Source organism: Streptomyces sp. NPDC002870, from assembly GCF_042888505.1.
In the GTDB taxonomy this organism is placed as follows: Bacteria; Actinomycetota; Actinomycetes; order Streptomycetales; family Streptomycetaceae; genus Streptomyces.
Window position 1 is genome coordinate 14,342 of sequence record NZ_JBIAPW010000026.1, and the last position, 19,397, is coordinate 33,738.

The window sequence follows — 19,397 nt, forward strand, 5'->3', positions numbered from 1 at the left end:
TGCAGCTCGCCCAGCCCCGCCGACCACTCCCGGGCATCCGCCCGCGTCGTCTCCCGCCCCATGGCCGACACAACGAGCGCTGGCCGACCTGCCGCGACTCACTCCAGCGCGTACACGCGCCGTGCGTTGTCCGCCGCGATCATCGCGCCGACCCGCTGGGCATCGGCCTGTGACCAGGCCCCGTCCGCGACCCACCCTCCGACTACGCGTCGCACGGCGTCCCGGAAGACCTCGGCGCCGACCGCATAGAGCTCGGGCAGCCCGTAGGCGTCCGTCGAGAACAGCAGTTTCCCGAACGGCGCCAGTTCCAGGAACTCCGCAAGCACCGCACCCGCCCGCACCCCCGAATGCGTGAGGGCGAGCCCCACGTCCGCGTGGACATGGGGAAAGACATTCGCGAGATAGGCCGCCTGCCGGTGGTACGGATAGCCGTGCAGCAGCACCAGACTGGTGCCCGTGTCGGCTGTCGCCCGTACGAAATCCGTGAGCAGTACCGGATCCGCTTGGTCGAGCCGCAGGTCGGGATCGCCGAAGCCGGTGTGCAGTTGCAGCGGCAGCCCCGTGCCTACGGCGGTCCACAGCAGGTGCCGTAGCAGTACGGGGTCGGTCAACCGGGCACCGGTGCGTCGCCCGGCGAGCCAATGGGCGGCTGCGCGGGCGACCTCGCCTGCGGCGGGCGGTTCGGGGGCGAGGGCGAGTCCGTGCCGGTAGGCGGCGACGGACTTGAAGCCGACGGCGGTGCGCGCGGCGCGGCGGACGGCCTTGGCCAGGTCGCGGACGAAGGCTTCGGCGGCGCCTGCCGTGCCGGTCGCTTCGGCGGTGCTGTCGGCGTCTGTAGTGCCGCAGGTGTCGGCGGTCAGTTCGCCGAGCCGCTCCAGACGGACGATCTCGTGGGCCACCGCGTTGCCCGCCGCGGCCAGTTCGGCGGGCGTGCTGAGGTCCCCGGGCAGCCCGGTGTCGACGACGTACACGCCGATGCGCGCGGCGCGCAGCAATCGCCGCCCTGCCTCGGCCGCTCCCAGTTCGCGGCGTCGCGCAAGGTAGCGCTCCGGCGGACAGTGCGGCTCCAGGCCGAGCAGCGGCGGGCACCAGCGGCGTACAGCAAAACCAGTCTGGGTGTCGAAGAAGGTTGTCCCGGGGGCTGCGGGGGCGGCGGACTCCGACAGGAAAGCCTCGAAGGAGCGGAGGTCGAGGTCACGGCGGACCACCCCGTGGCAGTGGTGGTCCACCAAGGGCGGCAGCTCGATCGGCGCCCCCGTCACCAGCGCCATCGCGTGGCCTCGGCGAGCGCTTGTGGACTGTGCTCGGCCAGCGCCTCCGCCTCGGCGCGCCGTACGGCCAGCACTGCCCCGTACAACGCCTCCCCGAGTGCCTCGCGCAGCGTTCCACTCCGTTCGAAGTGGGTAAGCGCCTCGCCGAGCGAGGTCGGCAGCCGCTCCTGGTCGTCGCGGCCGGCGGGGTCGCCGCTTACGGGGGCGGGCAGCGCGGGGCCGCCGTCGCCGAGGCCTCGAAGACCCACCGCGATGACGGACCCGACCAGGAGATACGGGTTCGCCGCGGCGTCGAAGGGCTTGAGCTCGGCGTGCCCGCCATCGGGGTCGTCGGGCTCGCCGAGCACCAGACGCAGCGCGGCCTCGCGGTTCTCGATGCCCCAGCAGCGGTGGACACCCGCCCAATGGGAGGGGATCAGGCGCATATAACTGGCCGGGGAAGGGGCGCCGATCGCGCAGAGGGCGGGCATGGCGTCCAGGACGGCGCCGAGGAAAGTGTTCGCCGTGGCTGCGAGGCCGTGGGCGGCGGTGGGGTCACGGTGCAGGTTCCGCCCGTTCTCCCGCAGGCTGAGATGCAGGTGGCAGCCATTGCCGACCTGTCCGGCGACGACCACCGGCGCGAAGGAGGCACGCAGGCCGTGCGCCACGCTGACCGCCCGTACGGTCTCGCGGACGAGGACGAGCTCGTCGGCGGCGCGGACGGGATCGGCCGGCACCGTGGAGACCTCGAACTGGCCGGGTGAGTACTCGGGATGGAGCTGCAGGACCTCGACGCCTTGCGCGGCGAGCGTGTCGTGAACCGTCAGCAGATAGTCCGACAGCTCGACAATCCGGGTCAGCCCGTAGGCGGGACCCCGGCAGGCATGGCCTTCGGCGCCGTCGTCCTTGAGGACCACCCATTCGGTCTCGAAGCCCATCCGCATTTCCAGGCCTTGCGCTTCGGCCAGCCGTACCACGCGGCGGGCGAACTGCCGCTGGCACGCCGGATACGGGAGGCCGTTCTGGTCATAGCGGTCGGCCGGGGCCCAGGCCCAGCCCGGCTGCGCCGCCAGGATCGTGAGCCGGTCCAGGTCGGGCAGGAGCCGTAGGTCGCCGTCGGGGCCGCCGATGTGCGGGGAGGTGGTGATTGCGTCGTTGGAGGTGTAGACGTCGAACACCGGGGACATACCGACGCCGCGGTGCGCGGCCTGCGGAAGTCTGCTGATGGGCACTGTCTTGACCCGGCTGACGCCCGCGTTGTCGACCCAGCTGATCGCGACGGCCCGTACGCCTTCGGCGGCAAGCCGCGCCGCTTCATGGCGGGCCGACAACCGCCGCTCGTCCCGTTCTGCCGCCTCCACCTAACGCCTCCTCCCACCGCCCGGTCTCCATTGCTGTGGGCTCCTGCGTCCATGGTTGCCGATTCGCGCTCCCCAGTCCGGTCTCGTGCTCGAGCGGCGCGTTGCAGGCGCCGGCGCTCCACGTAAGGCCGGTCGCCGCGCGGAATGAGCCACGGGGCTCAGCTCCGGACGGAAGAAACGCTGACCCGAGGGCACCACCCGACTCAGCGCGCACTTGCATGAGGACGGCTGGCACGACATGCACGTGCACGCATTTGTGCATTCGACGCCTACCGAGGCCGCCTCGCAGGTGCGTTGACCGCCCTGCCGTCGAGGGCGGCGACGACCAGCTGATGACATCCCCGGGGGGTCCCGGCGGCGCCGGCACAGTGGCGCTGCCCGGCACCGGCGACGCCCGGCGGTTCCATGATGGCCACGCTGCGCGGGTGAGTACCTGTGTTCGAACCCTTGATCGCTGGGTGGGTGACATGGTGCCGTGATGCTTGTGCGGTCCTGCTCTTGGACGGCACAGCGACGGGTAGGCGTACTTGATGTGTGTGGCGCGTCGCCACCGAGCGATACCGAAAGGGCTTTCGGCGGCGGACTCGGCCCCTCCTCAGGCTTCGCCCGAGTTATCACCGCATGGGTCCGACCCCTGGTTCGTGCCGACTGAGCAGCATGCGGGTCGGCTGGGGCTGTTCCGTCCGGTGGCCCGGGCCGCTGTGAACCGGTCGAACTCTGGGCCGGGTGTCACCACCAGATGACGGCGTAGGTGTCGCCGCCCGGTCCACCTGGATCGCCCTGGACACCGCCTCCGGCGTTCCCCCCTGGACCGCCTGAGGCGCTGGTGCCCGGCGGGTCGACGATGCGGTCGGCGGGTGTGCCGCCGGCACGGCCGGCGAGGCCGCTATCGGACGCCCCGGGGAAGCCGTCGCCGCCGGCCGGGTCACTCCGTCCCCTCAGCACGTTCCGGTGCCGCCCGCGCCGCCGGCACCGCCGATGTCGGCCCCGTAAGCCGAACCGTGCCGAGCCTCTCTGAGTCTGTGCATCAGGAACCATCCCTTTTCCGTGCCGACGGGGGCGGCCGGGCCGGATCCGATGGGAGTCTCGGGGCCGACCCGGCCGGTGCAGGGGAACGCGAGATCAGGGATGGCTGATGAGATTGGCCACGTTCGTCGAGGAGTTGGAAGGCCCGCCTCTGCCGTTGATGACATGGCGGATCGTTCCGGTGCCGCCGAGCGAGACCGTCACCATGCTCTGGAAGCGCACATTCGGGTTGTCGGGGGCCTCGATGGCGCGCTCGGCGGTAACGCTCGGATTCACGTTGAAGTAGCAGTAGCTGCCGAGCCCGAACGCCTGATGACTGGTGACCGAGTTGGCCACCTTGTACGCGGCGTAGCCCTGGGTCGAGCCGTTCATCCAGGCCGCCTGGTTGGGCGGGTCGTACGGCATCTCGTTCTGGTAGAAGTACGTCTTGCCGCCGTTGCCGTTCCAGATCGTCTGATGCTTCTGGTAGTGCTCGACGAACAGACCGTACGTCGTCACGTCGTTGCCGTTGACGATCAGGCCGGTGTCGCCGGTGTTGACGGTCCAGCCGATCGTGCCCGGATTGCCGTGGTCACCGCGCCAGATCCACATGTGATCGCCGATGACGTTGTGGCTGTTGACCACCAGGCTCGTGGTGGCCTTGCCGACCGTCTGGCCGCCGACCCGGAAGTAGACGTCGTGCAGCGAGGTCGGGTTGGCCGCGTGGCCGGCGGAGGCGCCGGACGGGCCGATCTCCACCAGGGTCGGCGAGTTGACCGGACCGGCGTCGAAGAGGAGGCCGGCGACCTTGACGCCGTCGACGTCCGCGACGCGCATCGCCGTGATGCCGTTGTCAGGGACGAAGGTGGCGAGGCCCAGACCGAGGATGACGGTGTCGGGACGGGTCACCTGCAGGGTCTGGTTCAGGTGGTGGACACCGGGCGTGACCAGCAGGTTCTTGCCCTGGGCCAGCGCGGCGTTGATCTGCCCGGCGGTGCTGCCGGCCCGCACGATGAAGAACGAGTCCATGCCGAGCGAGGTGCCGGCCGCAGCGCCGTTGGCCCACGTCGTACCGGCGGAGTCGGCCCGCAGCGACGGCACGAACACCCGGTAGGCGCCGGCGCTGTCGACGTGGAGGAACGGCTTCTCACGCACCGTGGGCGTCTGGTTCACAGTGGTGTAGGGCGGGCTGGGGAAGCTGGTGGCGGGGACGCCCTGACTGCCGACGAAGACCATGTTCCAGTTGGAACCGGTCCAGCTGCCGAGCGTGGAGTTACGCGTGATCCACTGCTGCTGGGTACCGGACCGCACCTGCCCGTCGATCTTGCTGTCGGCGGTGAAGCCGCCGCTCGCCCAGCCGCCGTCGTCCAGCGCCAGGTTGCCGCGTACGTGCATACGGCGGTACGCGGACGCCTGCGAGACCGCCCAGCGGTCGCTGCCGCCGGTCGGGTTCACCGACAGGTTCTCTGCGCCGCGCCAGAAGTTCTGAGTGGCGTTCTGTGGCGGGAACCAGTCGGCCTCGACATGCACCGCGCCGTTGATCGTCACCGAGTCGGGCGACTGGCCGAGGCCCAGGACCTGGGTGTAGAAGCCGACGTTGACGTCGTTGCTGTAGGTGCCGGGCTTGAACATCACCGCGTAGCGCTGGGAGCCGAACTGGTTCTGCTCCTGCTGCTGGAAGATCGAGTTCAGCCGGCTCTGGATGGTCGAGGAGGGCATCGACGGGTCGAAGACGACCACGTTCGGACCGAGGTCCACATCACCGGGCGCGGTGTTCACGGGCGCTACCTGGAAGCGCTGCGCCGCCGTGCCGTTGCAGGTGTACTGGACCAGCTGGACGCTGTCGGCGGTGGACGCGGAGGGCACGTCCAGGCACTTGCCGCTGTTGCGGTTGACGAAGTGGTACGCGCCGCCGCCCTCGTCCACGGCCTGCCACTGCTGGTTGTTGCCGCCGCCGTAAGTCCACAGGTGCACCGCGGCGTTGTCGGCGGTGGACGTGTTGCTCACGTCCACGACCTGGCTCGCGTCATTGCGGTTGTTGATCCGCACGAAGCCGTCGCTGGTGGCCGTGAAGCTCCACTGCTGGGCGGTGGAGTTGTTGCAGGCGTACTGCTGGACGGCGGTGCCGTTCACGGTCGCGGCCGAGCGCGCGTCAAGGCACTTGCCGCTGCCGCTGTTCACCACGGTGGCCCAGCCGGTCGGCAGGTCGGCGGCCTGAGCGGCTCCTCTAGGGGTGGCAGCCTGGGTGGACGGGATGGCGACGAGGACCGAAACGGCCGAGGCCACCACGACGAGGGCGGCGACAAGGGGCCTTGAGCGGCGGGCGGTTGTGAAGGCGTGACGGCCCGCTCTGGGTGTTCGCAGGGATTGGAGCACGGTTTCTCCTGTGCCGGCGGGCCGGCTCGGTGGGGGGTTCGGCGGATTGGATTGATGGACGGGACTGTCGCGCGAGGTGCCGCTGCTGCGCGTAGCCGAGGATGGTGCGGAAGTCGGCGACCGTGACGGTCTTGTTGTTGTCGGGCCGTTCACCGCCGCCCGCGAAGGAGTTGCCCGTTCATCGGCCGGTCACCGTCCACTTCTGGTTGGCGGCTCCGGTGCAGGTCCAGATCTGCAGGCGGGTGCCGTTGGCTGAGCTGTTGGCGGTGGCGTCCAGGCATTTGTCCGCCCGGGGGTTGACGATGTCGCGGGCGGCGGTGACGGTCCATTGCTGCGCGGCTGATCCGTTGCAGTCCCAGAGCTGGACGGTCGTGCCATTTGCCGTCCCGCCGGAGGTGACGTCGAGACACTTGCCCAGCGCCCGGATGGTGCCGTCCGTGCCGACGTTCCACTGCTGGGCGCCGGTGCCGTTGCAGTCGTAGAGCTGTACGGGTGTGCCGTTGGCGCTGTTGGCTCCCGCCACGTCGACGCATTTGCCGCCCAGACCCGTGATGGTGCCGCCGACGCCGGGACTGTCGCTGGTGCTGACCCGGACATGGTCGACGACGAGCTGCTGGGGGAAGACGGTGCTGCCGTCGGGGTCGCCGGGCCAGTAGCCGCCGACCGCGAGGTTGAGGATCAGGAAGAACGGCTTGTTGAACACCCAGGTACGGCCGCCGAGATCGGCAGGCGTACGCCGCTGGTAGACGTTGCCGTCGACCGACCAGGTCACCGAATCGGGAGCCCAGTCGACGGCGAAGGTGTGGAAGGCGTCGGCGAAGGCCTGACCACCGGGGAGGGTGTACGCCGCGCCGATGCCTCCGGAGCCGGAGTAGCCCGGGCCGTGGAGCGTGCCGTGGACGGTGGAGGGCTCGAAGCCGACGTTCTCCATGACGTCGATCTCGCCCGAGCCCGGCCAGCCGACCTGGCCGATGTCGTTGCCGAGCATCCAGAAGGCGGGCCACATGCCCTGGCCGCGCGGCACTTTGAGCCTGGCCTCGACATGTCCGTAGGTCTGGGTGAACTTGCCCGCAGTGTTCAGCCGGGCGGAAGTGTACTCACATCTGCCGTACCAGCACTGGTAGTTGGCAGGATTCTCGCGGCGGGCGGTGATGACCAGATGACCCTGGCCGTCGAGAGCGGCGTTGCGGTTGTCCGCCGTGTAGTACTGCCGCTCATGGTTGTTGACGTTGTCGCCCGTCTCGATCTGCCATTTGCCGGCGTCGACGGCGGAGCCGGCGGGGCCGGCGGGGCCGTCGGTGAACGTGAGGGCGGCCGGGGCCGCCGCGGCGACAGGCGGTGCGGGTTCGCCCTGTGCGAGACCGCTGGTGAGAGTCGCGAGGGTCAGGACTGACAGAACGGACAGCAGTAAGCGCCGCGACAAACGGGGGGAGTCCATGACTCTCCCTTCCGGGACATGAAGGAGGAAGGGGATGTGTCGTGCATATGACATGAGACTTAGTTCACTACGTGATTTAAGAAGTGAACTAAGCACCTGTCAAGGGTTTGGTATGGACCACGACTGTGCCAGTTTCCCGAATAGGGCGCGCTTGCAATTAATGGCGTCTGCAATTATTGTGGACGCTTGTAAGGCGCAGACGCAGTCTTTCTGAAAGGTCCCCCATGCCACTCGCGCTCCTCGCCCTCGCCATCGGGGCATTCGGCATCGGCACCACCGAGTTCGTCATCATGGGGCTGCTGCCCGATGTCGCCGCGGACTTCGGCGTGTCGATCCCGATGGCCGGCTTCCTGGTCACCGGCTATGCGCTCGGTGTCGTGCTCGGCGCCCCGCTGATGACCATCCTCGGTACGAAGGTGTCCCGGAAGCGCATGCTGATGCTGCTGATGGGCCTGTTCATCGCCGGCAACGTCCTCTCCGCCGTCGCACCCGTCTTCGGCGTGATGCTGGCCGGCCGGGTCGTCGCCTCGCTCGCCCACGGCGCCTTCTTCGGCATCGGCTCGGTCGTCGCGGCCGGCCTCGTCGCCCCCGAGAAGAAGGCCGGCGCGATCGCGATGATGTTCACCGGTCTGACCGTCGCCAACGTCGTCGGCGTCCCGCTCGGCACTTACGTCGGCCAGAGCGCCGGCTGGCGCGCCACCTTCTTCATCGTCGCCGCCCTCGGCGTCGTCGGACTCCTCGGCGTGGCGAAGCTGGTGCCGGAGCAGCCGGGGCCCGAAGGCGTACGGCTGCGCCACGAACTGGCGGCCTTCCGCAATGTGCAGGTCCTGCTCGCCATGGCCATGACGGTCCTCGGCTTCGGCGGAGTCTTCGCCGCGATCACCTACATCACGCCGATGATGACCGAGGTCGCCGGGTTCGCCGACTCCTCCGTCACGTGGCTGCTGGTCCTGTTCGGCCTCGGCATGGTCGGCGGGAACCTGATCGGTGGAAAGTTCGCCGACCGTGCTCTGATGCCGCTGCTGTACGTGTCGCTGGGCGCCCTCTCCCTCGTGCTGGCGCTGTTCACCCTCACCGCGCACAACACGGTCACCGCGGCGATCACCATCGTCCTGATCGGCGCGCTGGGCTTCGCGACCGTACCGCCGCTGCAGAAGCGGGTCCTGGACCAGGCAGCGGGCGCTCCCACCCTGGCCTCCGCCGTCAACATCGGCGCCTTCAACCTGGGCAACGCCCTCGCCGCCTGGCTCGGCGGCATGGTCATCGCGGCCGGACTCGGCTACACCGCACCCAACTGGGTCGGCGCAGCCCTCGCCGCTTCCGCCCTCGGCCTCGCCGTCGTCTCCCACCTGCTGGAGCGCCGCGCGGCGACCACTCGCAGCCTGGTCGTCACCGCCTCCACCGCTGGCACGGCCGCCGCTCCCGCGGTCAACCGCTGATCCGCCTGCGGCCAGTCACGATCCACCGCGGCCGACGCAACTCCATGCGGACTATGCATGATCTGGCCCTTCAGGGCCTGAGATTGATAGAGTCCGCATATGCCAATGACGCTGAGGGAGACGCTGCGCCTAACCGTCGCGGCCCTGATGCAGGCGACCGGGGACTCCCAGAACGACCTGGCAGGCCCCCTCGGCCTGACGCAGACGCAGATCTCCCGCCGCCAGTCCGGCCGTACGGCATGGACCCTGGACGACTGCGACCTGCTGGCCGCGCACTTCGGCCTGCCCGCCCTGGAACTGCTGGCCGGCCCCACCCGCGCCTGCGAGTTGCTGCCGGCCGCCCGCCTGCGCAGCACGCGTTCGGAAACGGCACGGGCTCCGAGGGCGGTGGGGCGGTGACGGATTTCGAGTCGGTCGATGCGCTGCTCGCATCCGTGCGCGTCGAGGCCGAACTGCCGTCCGCGGACGAACGCCGAGCGTTGCGCCTGGCCCTGAAACTCTCCCAGGCGGACGTGGCGCGGGCTGTCGGGGTCAATCCGAAGACGGTCGGCGGCTGGGAGTCCGGTCGTGAGCCGACCGGGGAGGTGCGGGCCAAGTACGCGTACCTCCTCGAAGGACTACTGGCGAAACTCGAGCCGGAGCCGGAGCCGGAGCCGGACGCACTTGAGGTCACCGTGACGGAGCCTGAGCCGGCGGCCATGACTCCCGCCGCGGAGCCCGAAGGCGACGACGTCGAGCTTCTGGCCCAGCCGGCGGCGTGTGTGCTGTGCGGCGGGCCCGCGATGCATCAGGTCGCGGGCTTCCCGCAGCATCTCGATCCGGCCGAATGCGCGACCGCGCTGCCACAGACCGTGCCCCCGCAGGCCACGCCCCCGCAAGCCATGCCCCCGCAGACCGCGGCTTCGCGAGCGACGGTCCCCGTCGCCGCCCGGCCCGGAAAACCTTCCACACGGCGGGCATTCCAGAGCACCTCCGACGTGCCCGATGTGATCGGCGACGCCGTCCGCGCGGCGCTCGAGAAGCACGGCGGCGATCTGGAGGCGGCCACGGCAGCCCTGGTGCGCCGTGCCATCCCGGACGCGATGATCCTGCTGGACACATGCCGCAAGGGCGCGCGCTACGACATCATCGGCCACCCCTGGATCCCCGACATCCTCCGAAAGAAGTCCGCGAAGGGCGCCGACGAGATCTGGGAGGCCCGCCCCAAGTGGACGCGGTCCGAGCTCCCGCCCGGACAGCACGAGATCACCGCTCTGGACGTCAACGGCGCCTATCTGTCCGCGTTGAAGACACATCTGCCGCTCGGCGAGCTCGAGCATTCCTCCGGAAATCGTCACGACCGGCGCCGCGCCGGAGTGCACCTGGTCACCCCACCCGACTGGGAGTACGAGGACGTGCTCCCGAATCCCATCGGCGCCCGCGACGAGCCGGGCCCGCTGTGGGTGAGCGAGCCGACACTCCGCCTTCTGCTGCGGCTTTCCACGGCGAGGTACGGACTGTGTGAACCACCCGTCATCCACGAGTCGTTCACGTCCGGGGCGACGGAGAACCTGCTCGAGAAATTCCGCGGCGTGTTGCGTGACGCCCGTGAGAAGGCAATCGAGGAAAACGACGACGTAACGCTGGAATACGTAAAGGCGATGTACTCGAAGTTCGTGTCCACGATGGGGGAGTCCAACTACAACCGGGAGTTGTACCGGCCGGACTGGATGCACATCATCCGCTCCCAGGCTTTCGCCAACCTCTGGATGAAGGCGTACAAGGCGCACGACGAAGGTCTTGCGGTGGTCCGCGCCATGGGCACCGACGAGTTGCATGTGCTCGGGGACTGGCGGAGTGTCTTCCCGGAGGGCCGCGGCGTTGCCGAGGTGAAGGTCAAGGACGTCTACGAGGCCGGTGCCGCCGTGGACGAGGATGCGGGGGAGGAGCGGTAAATGCCTGAGCGCACACACAATTTCGGGCACTACGGCGCCCGCGGCATCAAGGGCTCGGAAGCCGCCGCGCGTCAGCTCGACCGCCTCGTCGAGGGCATCGCCTCGCCCGTGACGTCGAAGCGAGGCCTGCTGGCGCGCCTGCACTATCTGACGAAGACCGGCCATGCCCTCAGCGCGGCGCGCGAGGCAGGCCTGACCGCGACCGACCGCACCGTCAAGGCCTGGCTGTCCGGCAGGCGCAGTCCGTCCAGGGCGAACCTGGAGCGTATCGACACGGCCTATTGGGCAGTGCGGCGCAGGAACGTCGCCCGTCATCTCCTCGGGCGCCTCAACGCGCGCGGCGGCACAAGGGTGGAGATCCACCCGCTCAACCAGTCTCAGGTGGCCCGCCCGCACCAGCGGGTGCTGGGCTTCCGCACCCTCAACATCCGTCACTGGGACGCCATCGTCCGTGCATGGTCGGCGGGCGACTTCCAGGCTCTGGACGACGCGTGGATCGACCAGATCGCCGACCTCGGCTCAGACTGGGGGAAGTACGAGTACGTGACGAACCTCGGCTTCGCCGCCTGACGACCCCGCCATGTTGCGATGCTCCCGGATGCGGGTCCGCGCTCCTCGGAAAAACGTGTCGACACAGTGAGGGAGGCGAAGTGGCACAGCCACCGCCGACTCCTGCAGACGGGGACTTTCCCGCGCGCAGCGCACCGCACTGCCGGGAGCTCGGCGAGCTGGACGCCGAGGTGGCCCGGTGCCGGGCCTGCCCGAGGCTGGTGGCCTGGCGGGAGGAGGTCGCAGAAACGAAGCGCGCCGCCTTCCGGGACTGGGAGTACTGGGGAAGGCCGGTCCCCGGATTCGGTCCGCCGGACGCGGCGCTGGCCGTGGTCGGGCTCGCGCCCGCGGCACACGGGGGCAACCGGACCGGCCGGATGTTCACCGGGGACGCGTCGGGCGACATCCTCTTCGCCGCGCTGCACGCCGCCGGCCTTGCTTCCCGGCCGGACTCCACGCACCGCGGCGACGGGCTGAAGCTGCGCGGAGTACGGGTCACGGCGCCGGTTCACTGCGCTCCACCGCAGAACAAGCCGACCCCGGCCGAGCGGGACGCCTGCCGGCCATGGCTGGCGAGGGAGCTGGAACTGCTCAGCCCCACCCTGCGCGCGGTGGTCGTCCTCGGCGCTTTCGGCTGGCAGGCGCTGCTACCCGTCCTCAGCGAGGCGGGGTGGCAACTGCCGCGACCCCGGCCTGTGTTCGCGCACGGCGCGCAGGTGACACTTCCCGGCCGCGGGGAGCGCCGGGAGCTGCATCTGCTCGGCTGCTACCACCCGAGCCAGCGCAACACATTCACCGGGCTGCTGACCCTCCCCATGCTCGTCGACGTGTTCCGACACGCCGCCGACATCACCGGCCTGGATCAATGATGCCGTTCATCGCGGCTGCCTGGTCGGGTTCGGCAGCAGCCTGCGCCACGGCCGAGGACGTCGTCGGTCGCGGAGCACGTGACGTGCCCGACCACCCGCCGACGGCCTCAGGCCAGGCGCAGGCCGTCCTGGGGCTCCGGCGCCCGTGGTGCGTCGGAGCGCGGGGCCGAGGCCGCCAGCGAGAAGGAGTGCCCGGCGGGATCGGAGTAGAGGCGCACATCGCGCGGTCCGCCGTTGTCCTTGGTGTCCAGCGGGCGGGCGCCGAGGCTGATCGCCTCTCGTTCGGCCTCGTCCATGTCGTCGTGCGAGACGAGGATCCGCAGGTGCGCCTGTTGTGAGTCGTCCGGCCGCGGCCAGCTGGGTGGTGCGTACCCGCGATCCCTGTGCACGGCCAGGTGCACCCCGTCGTTACCGACGATCTCGACGTAGTCGGGGTCCGCTCCCACCTGGGTCCGGGCATCGAGCAGGGTGGCGTAGAACTCCGCGAGAGCCGCGGGCTCCCCGCAGTCCAGGATCAGCACGGTCGTCTTGGCGACTGCCATAAGGGCCTTCTTCCGCAGGGCTGTTGGGGCGGATATGCCTACGGTGAGCGGGTTCCCCGGCATCGGCCCGTCTAACTGCGTTCATGCGGCGTCGCCGTCCGCCGTGCCGCCGGGCGTGCCCGGGCCCGTGGCATCGGGAGTGGGCACGGCTTGCTCATGGGGCAGGCCCCGCTTGGTGTACGCGGACCAGATCTTGGCGGGATGGCCGTCGCCGATGTTCTTGAGGGTGACCTGCTTTTGCGTGGTGGCGTCCTCGCCGAAAAGGCCGATCGCGGTGACGAGGTCGTTCGTCGAGCCGATGAACCACTCGGCCTTCCTGTCGTCGGTGCGACCCGAGGTCGTGGTGACGGTCAGGTCGTTGACGCCGGGCGTGAAATGGCCGTCGGTCCCGCCCCGGCCGACGCCGCCGCTCAGATACGAACTGACCAGCTCGGCGGTCTCGGGGTCGATCGCCTGACCGCCGACCGCGCCGCGCAGATGCGTACTCTCACCGTCGCGCTCCGCGGACTTCAGGATGGAGGGGGTGACCTTCCTGCCCTCATGGTGGAACGAGGCGTAGACGCCGGCCAGTTCCAGCGGACTGGCCCCCATCAGCCCCAGCGACGTCGCCTCTGGTGAGGCGAAGTCGCTTGTGTCCACGTCCAGTCCGAGCGCATTCGCGGTCTCCTTGATGTGCTCGGTGCCGTACTGACCGTACTGATCCTTGTCCTCGGTCTTGGCCTCCATGGATGCGGCCACTGCGACGGGTTCGAAGGTGGGACCTGCCTGGTAGTCCGAGCGGGTCGCGTTGCTGAGGTAGTGGCGGGTGTAGTCGCGGCCGCCGTACAGCGCGACGATACGTCCGGACGTCGGGTCCACAGAAACGGCTCCGGCCTGACGATTGCTGTCGGCGGCTTCACCGGGTGCCCCCTCGTCCGCCGCCTCGGCATTCGCATCCGCACCTTCGCCGAGCCCCGCTGTGACGGCCTGCTCCAGGGCCCGTTGTTTGTCCGGGTCGATGTTGAGGGTGATACGCCAGCCACCGCCCGCCAGTTCCTGCTCGCTGACCCCGGAGGCCATCAGCTCGCGCCGGGCGGCGTCCACGAGATAACCCGACTGGCCGGACAGTCCGGCGCCCGGTGTGGGCGCCACCGGCTCGGGGAACTTCATCCGCTGCCGCGCGCCCTTGTCCAGCCAGCCCTCACCGACCATGTTGTCGAGTACGTAGTTCCAGCGCTCCGTGACCAGCCGCTTGCCCTCGGGGCCGGCGATGGCCCAGTCGTACTGGCTGGGCGCCTGCAGCAACGCGGCAAGATACGCGCCCTGCTCGACGCTCAGGTCCTCGACCTCCCGGTGGTAGTACGCGCGGGCCGCGGCCTGGACTCCGTAGGCGAGACGCCCGTAGTAACTGCTGTTCAGGTACCCGGCGAGGATGTCGTCCTTGGAGTTCTGCCGGTCGACCTTGAGGGAGATGACCAGTTCCTTGACCTTGCGGGTGACGGTCTGTTCCTGGCTGAGGTAGTAGTTCTTGACGTACTGCTGGGTGATGGTCGAGCCACCCTGCTTGCCCTTGCCGGTGAGTGTGCTCAGGATGCCGCGGGCGGTGCCGGACAGCGACACGCCGGAGTCGCTGTAGAAGTCCTTGTTCTCCGCCGCCACGAAGGCATACCGGACGTCCTCGGGCACCCTGCTCAGCGGGACCGTCTCCCGGTTGATCTCCCCGGTGCGGGCGAGGCGGGTGCCGTCGCTGTACAGATAGACGTTGCTCTGCGCCTTGGCCAGTTCATTGGCCTGGGGGATGTCGATGGAGACGTAGAGGACGGTGAAGCCTCCGGCGAGCAGAACGACCAGGGTGACGACGCAGACGAGTGCCTTCTTCCAGGTGAGGAAACGGCGGAAGCGGCCTGTCCCGGTCCGCCGCCCGGCCTTCCGCCGTCGTCGCGGGACACGGGCGTCGCGGTGTGCCCCTCTCGCCTCTCTGTGCGCACCTGCCTCGCTGCTGACGCCGCTCGCCTTCTGCCGCTCCGCTGTCCGGTCCGGACTCCACCTGGTACGCATGGCGCCATCCTCAGCGCCGAAGATCTTTGTAAACGCAAAGGCAGACATCGGCTGTGCCTCGGAGATGTATCAGCCGTGTATCGGCGGCTCCGCGTCCGGGAGTCGGAGGGTGGCCTGTGCGCCCCCATCGGGCGCGTTGGCGAACTCCAGTGCCGCGCCGATGACTTGGGCCTGGCCGATGGCGATGGTCAGCCCGAGCCCGTGGCCTGTGCCGCGTTCCCGTGCGCCGGTGCGGAAGCGCTGCGGACCGTCCTGCAGCACGCTGTCCGGGTAGCCGGTGCCGTGGTCGCGTACGGTCACGGTCCTGCCGTCGGGCGCCACCGTGACTGTGACGGGCCCGAGGCCGTGCCGGTGCGCGTTGACGATCAGGTTGGTGAGGATGCGTTCCAGCCGACGGGAATCGGTCCACACCTCGCCCTTCGCCCCGTCCTGTCCGTACTCGCCGGTCCTGACGACGAGTTGTACGGACAGGCCGGTGCGGGCGGTGATGTCTTCGACCAGGGAGCCGAGGCGGCTGGGGGAGAGGTCGGCCTCCTCCGCCCCGGCGTCGAGCCGTGAGATTTCGAGGAGGTCTTCGACGAGGGCGGCCAGGACGCGTACCCGGTCGCGCACATATCCGGCGGCCTCCCCCTCGGGTAGCAGTTCGGCGGCGGTGACCAGGCCCATGAGGGGGGTGCGCAGCTCATGCGCAACGTCGGCGGTGAACCGCTGCTCGCCGCGCAGGCGTTGTTGCAGTGCGGCGGCCATGGTGTCGACAGCCGTGGAGATCTCGGCGATCTCGTCACGGGGACGCGGTGCGGCCTCGATCCGGGCATCGAGGTCCCCGTCGGCGATGCGCCGTGCGGTTCCCGCGGCACGGCGCAGCCGGCGGCTCATCTGCCCGGCGCTGAGCACGCCGAGCGGCAGCATGGCCGCGGTGGTGAGCGCTCCGGCCCAGGCGATGCTCGTGTCGAGAGCGCTGATGTCGCGCAGCGTGGTGGTCATGTCGATGCGTACGGACAGCACTTGCCCGCCCGCGGGACGGGCGGCCCACATCGCAGGCCCGGCGGGATCGGTGGCGTACTCCGTTCCCTGATGCCCGCGGGCCGCCAGATCGCGCAGCCCCGCGGGCAGTCCGGGGGCGTCGAGGCCGGCGCCGGTGCCCTGGACGGTGCCGGAGCGGGCATAGGTGACGGCGGCACGGTCGAGCGTCGTACGGGCCGCCTCACGGGCCTGCGTCAGTTCGCGGTCGCGTGAGGCGTGGTGGACGAGCAGGCCCACGGCGGCGACGACGGCGCAGATGGCCACGGCGACGAGGGCGGCGATGCGCCATCTCAGTGGCATGGTCAGCGCCGCAGCTTGTAGCCGAAGCCGCGGACCGTTTCGATCCGCTCGGCGCCGATCTTCGTCCGCAGGCGTTGCACATGCAGATCGACGACACGGGTGTCGCCGTGCCAGGCGTGGTCCCACACCCGGCTGAGCAGGGTCCGGCGCTCCAGTACGACGCCGGGCGACGCGGCGAATTCGAGCAGCATCCGAAGTTCGGTCGGGGTGAGGGCGAGCGGCTGTCCGGCGCGGTGTACCTCCATGCCGCGGGTGTCGATGGTGAGGTCCCCGAAGGTCAGGGTGGCCGTGTCGGCAGCGCCGCCCGCGGGCGAGGGGGTGAAGGAGGCGCGACGCAGCAGGGAGCGGATGCGGGCGACGAGTACCGCGCTCTCGCAGGGTTTGATGACGTAGTCGTCGGCGCCCGCCTCCAGCCCTGATACGACGTCGAGGGCGTCGCCCCGTGCGGACATCATCAGGATCGGCGCCAGGCTCAGTTCGCGGATACGGCGGCACAGTCCGATGCCGTCGAGCTCGGGGAGCATGACGTCGAGGAGCAGCAGGTCCGGGCGCCGCTCGCGGAAGAGCTCCAGACCGGTCAGCCCGTCGGCGGCGGTGGAGACGGTGAAGCCGTAGCGGTCGAGGAGCATACGGACGGTGTTACGGATGACCTCGTCGTCCTCGACGAGCAACAGATGCGCCTCGATGGCGCTGCCGGGCATGGCGGGGGAACTGGTCATCGGTCCGTCCTGGTCCGGGGGCTCGGCGACGGACTCGACCCGGCGGACTGAGCCCGGTCACCGGTCTGGTCCTGTGGGACGGCCGCGGTGAGTACGTTGCCGTCCCACCGGTAACGGGTGGTGAAGCGGCCGTCGTTCCCGGTCGACGTGAGGACCAGATCGTGCCCGAAGGTCTCACCGGTGAGCCCGAGGGGACCCCAACTGATCAACACCGGCCGCACGGCCGTACCGAAGGCCCGGTACACCTGAATCAGCGTCAGCCCGGCCTTCGGCTCATCCAGCGCGACGATCAGCTCGTCCCGCCCGTCCCCGGTGAGATCCCGGTGTACGGGCGCACGCAGACCGCACGCCGAGCCGGGACAGTTCTGCATGGCATCCCGTACGAGCTGGGGCACGTTCGGGTCCCCCTCCAGCAGCTCTTTCACCGGTATCTGCTTCAGCCCGCCCGCGCCCACCTGGATGCCTTTGATGCTCAGATACTGACGGCCGGAGGCGGTGGGCTCGCTCGCGGGCGGTGTGGGCGTGGCGTGCTGCGGCCACAGCGGCGAAGAACTGACGGGCGGCGCCACCCGCGGCGCGACGCCCCCGTCCCGCGCCCCGGTGTCGGCGGCACACCCGACGAGACTCACGACGGCGGCGCCGACGGCGAGTGCGGCGACGACGACTCGGTGAGGCCGCCGGTGGGGGTGGGGGAGGCGGGACATAGTCGTATCAGCCTACCGGCGTCGATGAGGCGGCGTCAGAGACGGTCTGAGAGCTGCGGCCTGGAGAACACGGCTGGGCGTCGGTGGAGCGGTTCCGTAGCCTGGCGGCCATGCGGACGGAACCGAGCGGCGAACCCGGCGGAGCTTGCCGCCTTGCTCATGGGCGCCTGGCTACTCGCCCCTTCAGGTGATCACGGCCTGTCACTTCGTCAGTCGTCGACGGGGCTGGCCACGATGCCAGCATGATCACCAAGAATCGCCGCACCGCGCGGAGCCGTCCGACGATGCTGCTCGCCCTGGCGCTGACCCTGCTCGCCACGCAGTCGGCCGCCGCCGACACCGGCGCCGAGGTGGCCCCGCCCCCCGCCGTCGAGCGCCGCGTATCGGCGTATCTGGACGGCATCCGCAACCAGCCAGAAGCGTTGGCCTCCTTCTTCCGCGAGCTGCCCAAGGGCGCCGACCTGCACAGCCATCTCTCCGGTGCGGTATCGACCGAACTGCTGATGGACCTGGCGATGGCGGATGGTCTGTGCATCGAGAACGGCACCCAGCGGGACCTCCCGCCGCCGTGCCCGGCGAACAGTCGGCCGGCTGTCGAGATGCGTACCGACGCAGCGTTCCGCCAGCAGGTACTGCGGGCCTGGTCGATGCAGGACTTCACGCCGGGCGAGGAGTCGGGACACGACCACTTCTTCGCCACCTTCGGCAAGTTCTCCGAGGTGGCCCAGCGCCATCCCGGGGAGTTGATGGCCGAGGTGTCGAACACGGCTGCGCGGCAGAAGCAGTTCTACCAAGAGCTGATGGTCACCCCCAACGCACGCGGGGCCACCGCGCTTGCCGACCGGGTCGGCTACGACGCGAGCCTGCCCCGGATGCACCAGAAGCTGCTCGCCGACGGCGCCATGGACCAGGTCGTGCGCCAGGCACAGACGGAAGCCGACCAGGGCCTCGCGGCATTCCGCGCCACCGCCCACTGCGACAGCGCGACGCCGGACCCGGGCTGCGCGGTGCCCTTCCGGTTCATCTCGCAGGTCTCGCGGAACAGCACCCCCGAAAGGGTCTTCACCCAGATGGTGCTGGCCATGGAACTGGCCGAACGCGACCCGCGGTTCGCCGCGGTGAACCTGGTCCAGCCCGAGGACGGAGCCGTCTCCCTGCGGGACTACAGCCTCCACATGCGGATGCTCGCCCATCTGCACCGCGTCTACCCGCGGGCGCACATCACCCTGCACGCCGGCGAACTGGCCCCCGGCCTGGTCAAGCCCGAGGACCTGCGCTTCCACATCCGCGAGGCGGTGAACGTCGCTCACGCCGAGCGCATCGGCCACGGCGTCGACATCCGGCACGAGGACGCGGCGGAGGAACTCATGGGGACCATGGCCGAGCGCCGTATCGCCGTAGAGGTCCCGCTCAGCAGCAACGACCAGATCCTCGGCATCTCCGGCCCCGAGCACCCCTTCCCGCTGTACCGGGAGCACCGCGTTCCCGTCGTGCTCGCCACCGATGACGCGGGGGTCTCCCGGATCACCATCAGCGACGAGTACCGGCGTGCGGCCCAGACGTACAACCTGTCCTATCGGGAACTGAAAGACCTGGCCCGGGCCTCCCTCGAGCACGCGTTCCTGCCGGGCCACAGCCTGTGGCGCACCCTGGACGGCTACCGGCCGGTGCGCGAGTGCCTCGCCGTACGCCCCGGGGAGCGCGTACCGGGGCCCAGGTGCGCGGCGTTCATCGCGGCCAGCCCGAAGGCGGCGGTGGAATGGCGGCAGGAGGCCGCCTTCGCGGCTTTCGAGCGACGGGTTCTCGCGCAGGGCGGCCTGGGACCTTCCAGTTGAGGACACCGCGGGCGGT

At 69.9% G+C, this 19,397-nt stretch carries 15 protein-coding genes; 6 read left to right on the forward strand and 9 right to left on the reverse strand.

Annotated features, from left to right (window positions below):
• Window positions 1-98: 98 nt before the first annotated feature.
• From ACFYWY_RS26795 to ACFYWY_RS26810, 4 genes are all read right to left on the reverse strand, one after another.
• Window positions 99-1,271: an amidohydrolase family protein gene (locus ACFYWY_RS26795; RefSeq protein ID WP_389190573.1), complete on the reverse strand. Its 1,173-nt coding sequence runs from the start codon at window positions 1,269-1,271 to the stop codon at window positions 99-101.
• The gene (locus ACFYWY_RS26800) at window positions 1,259-2,611 is read right to left on the reverse strand and encodes a glutamine synthetase (RefSeq protein WP_389190574.1); all 1,353 of its coding nucleotides are present in this window, start codon (window positions 2,609-2,611) and stop codon (window positions 1,259-1,261) included. The genes ACFYWY_RS26795 and ACFYWY_RS26800 overlap by 13 nt, the downstream gene beginning before the upstream one ends.
• 1,122 nt (window positions 2,612-3,733) lie before the next feature.
• Window positions 3,734-5,980, reverse strand: a complete 2,247-nt coding sequence (locus ACFYWY_RS26805; protein ID WP_389190660.1) for an RICIN domain-containing protein — start codon at window positions 5,978-5,980, stop codon at window positions 3,734-3,736.
• Window positions 5,981-6,170: 190 nt separating this feature from the next.
• Window positions 6,171-7,430: a ricin-type beta-trefoil lectin domain protein gene (locus ACFYWY_RS26810; protein WP_389190575.1), complete on the reverse strand. Its 1,260-nt coding sequence runs from the start codon at window positions 7,428-7,430 to the stop codon at window positions 6,171-6,173.
• Window positions 7,431-7,654: 224 nt separating this feature from the next.
• Here ACFYWY_RS26810 and ACFYWY_RS26815 point away from each other — a divergent pair, with 224 nt between their 5' ends.
• The 5 genes from ACFYWY_RS26815 to ACFYWY_RS26835 all read left to right on the forward strand — a co-directional run bounded on the left by ACFYWY_RS26815 (window position 7,655) and on the right by ACFYWY_RS26835 (window position 12,221).
• Window positions 7,655-8,869, forward strand: coding sequence for an MFS transporter (locus ACFYWY_RS26815; RefSeq protein ID WP_389190576.1), 1,215 nt, complete (start codon window positions 7,655-7,657; stop codon window positions 8,867-8,869).
• 99 nt (window positions 8,870-8,968) lie between these two features.
• Entirely contained in the window at window positions 8,969-9,268 is a 300-nt protein-coding gene (locus ACFYWY_RS26820; protein ID WP_389190577.1) for a helix-turn-helix domain-containing protein, read from the forward strand.
• Window positions 9,265-10,803, forward strand: a complete 1,539-nt coding sequence (locus ACFYWY_RS26825) for a helix-turn-helix domain-containing protein (RefSeq protein WP_389190578.1) — start codon at window positions 9,265-9,267, stop codon at window positions 10,801-10,803. The genes ACFYWY_RS26820 and ACFYWY_RS26825 overlap by 4 nt, the downstream gene beginning before the upstream one ends.
• Window positions 10,804-11,373 carry a transcriptional regulator gene (locus tag ACFYWY_RS26830; RefSeq protein WP_389190579.1) on the forward strand — a complete coding sequence of 190 codons (570 nt, stop codon included), beginning with the start codon at window positions 10,804-10,806 and terminating at the stop codon, window positions 11,371-11,373. It begins immediately after the preceding gene.
• Window positions 11,374-11,453: 80 nt separating this feature from the next.
• Window positions 11,454-12,221, forward strand: coding sequence for a uracil-DNA glycosylase (locus ACFYWY_RS26835; RefSeq protein WP_389190580.1), 768 nt, complete (start codon window positions 11,454-11,456; stop codon window positions 12,219-12,221).
• Between the two features lie 107 nt (window positions 12,222-12,328).
• Here ACFYWY_RS26835 and ACFYWY_RS26840 read toward each other — a convergent pair whose 3' ends face one another.
• The 5 genes from ACFYWY_RS26840 to ACFYWY_RS26860 form a co-directional block, all read right to left on the reverse strand.
• Complete coding sequence (locus ACFYWY_RS26840) at window positions 12,329-12,763, reverse strand: VOC family protein (RefSeq protein WP_389190581.1); 435 nt, start codon at window positions 12,761-12,763, stop codon at window positions 12,329-12,331.
• 81 nt (window positions 12,764-12,844) lie between these two features.
• Complete coding sequence (locus ACFYWY_RS26845) at window positions 12,845-14,800, reverse strand: transglycosylase domain-containing protein (RefSeq protein WP_389190582.1); 1,956 nt, start codon at window positions 14,798-14,800, stop codon at window positions 12,845-12,847.
• 69 nt (window positions 14,801-14,869) lie between these two features.
• Window positions 14,870-16,123, reverse strand: a complete 1,254-nt coding sequence (locus ACFYWY_RS26850; RefSeq protein WP_389190583.1) for an ATP-binding protein — start codon at window positions 16,121-16,123, stop codon at window positions 14,870-14,872.
• Window positions 16,124-16,125: 2 nt separating this feature from the next.
• Entirely contained in the window at window positions 16,126-16,842 is a 717-nt protein-coding gene (gene cseB / locus ACFYWY_RS26855; RefSeq protein ID WP_389190584.1) for a two-component system response regulator CseB, read from the reverse strand.
• Window positions 16,839-17,546 carry a hypothetical protein gene (locus tag ACFYWY_RS26860; protein WP_389190585.1) on the reverse strand — a complete coding sequence of 236 codons (708 nt, stop codon included), beginning with the start codon at window positions 17,544-17,546 and terminating at the stop codon, window positions 16,839-16,841. Before ACFYWY_RS26860 ends, cseB begins: the two co-directional genes overlap by 4 nt.
• Before the next feature lie 242 nt (window positions 17,547-17,788).
• Here ACFYWY_RS26860 and ACFYWY_RS26865 point away from each other — a divergent pair, with 242 nt between their 5' ends.
• Window positions 17,789-19,381, forward strand: coding sequence for an adenosine deaminase (locus ACFYWY_RS26865; protein ID WP_389190586.1), 1,593 nt, complete (start codon window positions 17,789-17,791; stop codon window positions 19,379-19,381).
• Window positions 19,382-19,397 lie beyond the last annotated feature (16 nt).

Excerpts from the sequence above, each read along its gene's own strand:
- ACFYWY_RS26795 (WP_389190573.1), bottom strand. The coding sequence starts at position 1,271 with ATGGCGCTGGTGACGGGGGCGCCGATCGAGCTGCCGCCCTTGGTGGAC.
- ACFYWY_RS26810 (WP_389190575.1), bottom strand. The coding sequence starts at position 7,430 with ATGGACTCCCCCCGTTTGTCGCGGCGCTTACTGCTGTCCGTTCTGTCA.
- ACFYWY_RS26815 (WP_389190576.1), top strand. The coding sequence starts at position 7,655 with ATGCCACTCGCGCTCCTCGCCCTCGCCATCGGGGCATTCGGCATCGGC.
- ACFYWY_RS26820 (WP_389190577.1), top strand. The coding sequence starts at position 8,969 with ATGCCAATGACGCTGAGGGAGACGCTGCGCCTAACCGTCGCGGCCCTG.
- ACFYWY_RS26830 (WP_389190579.1), top strand. The coding sequence starts at position 10,804 with ATGCCTGAGCGCACACACAATTTCGGGCACTACGGCGCCCGCGGCATC.
- ACFYWY_RS26840 (WP_389190581.1), bottom strand. The coding sequence starts at position 12,763 with ATGGCAGTCGCCAAGACGACCGTGCTGATCCTGGACTGCGGGGAGCCC.
- ACFYWY_RS26845 (WP_389190582.1), bottom strand. The coding sequence starts at position 14,800 with ATGCGTACCAGGTGGAGTCCGGACCGGACAGCGGAGCGGCAGAAGGCG.
- ACFYWY_RS26850 (WP_389190583.1), bottom strand. The coding sequence starts at position 16,123 with ATGCCACTGAGATGGCGCATCGCCGCCCTCGTCGCCGTGGCCATCTGC.
- cseB (WP_389190584.1), bottom strand. The coding sequence starts at position 16,842 with ATGACCAGTTCCCCCGCCATGCCCGGCAGCGCCATCGAGGCGCATCTG.
- ACFYWY_RS26860 (WP_389190585.1), bottom strand. The coding sequence starts at position 17,546 with ATGTCCCGCCTCCCCCACCCCCACCGGCGGCCTCACCGAGTCGTCGTC.
- ACFYWY_RS26865 (WP_389190586.1), top strand. The coding sequence starts at position 17,789 with ATGATCACCAAGAATCGCCGCACCGCGCGGAGCCGTCCGACGATGCTG.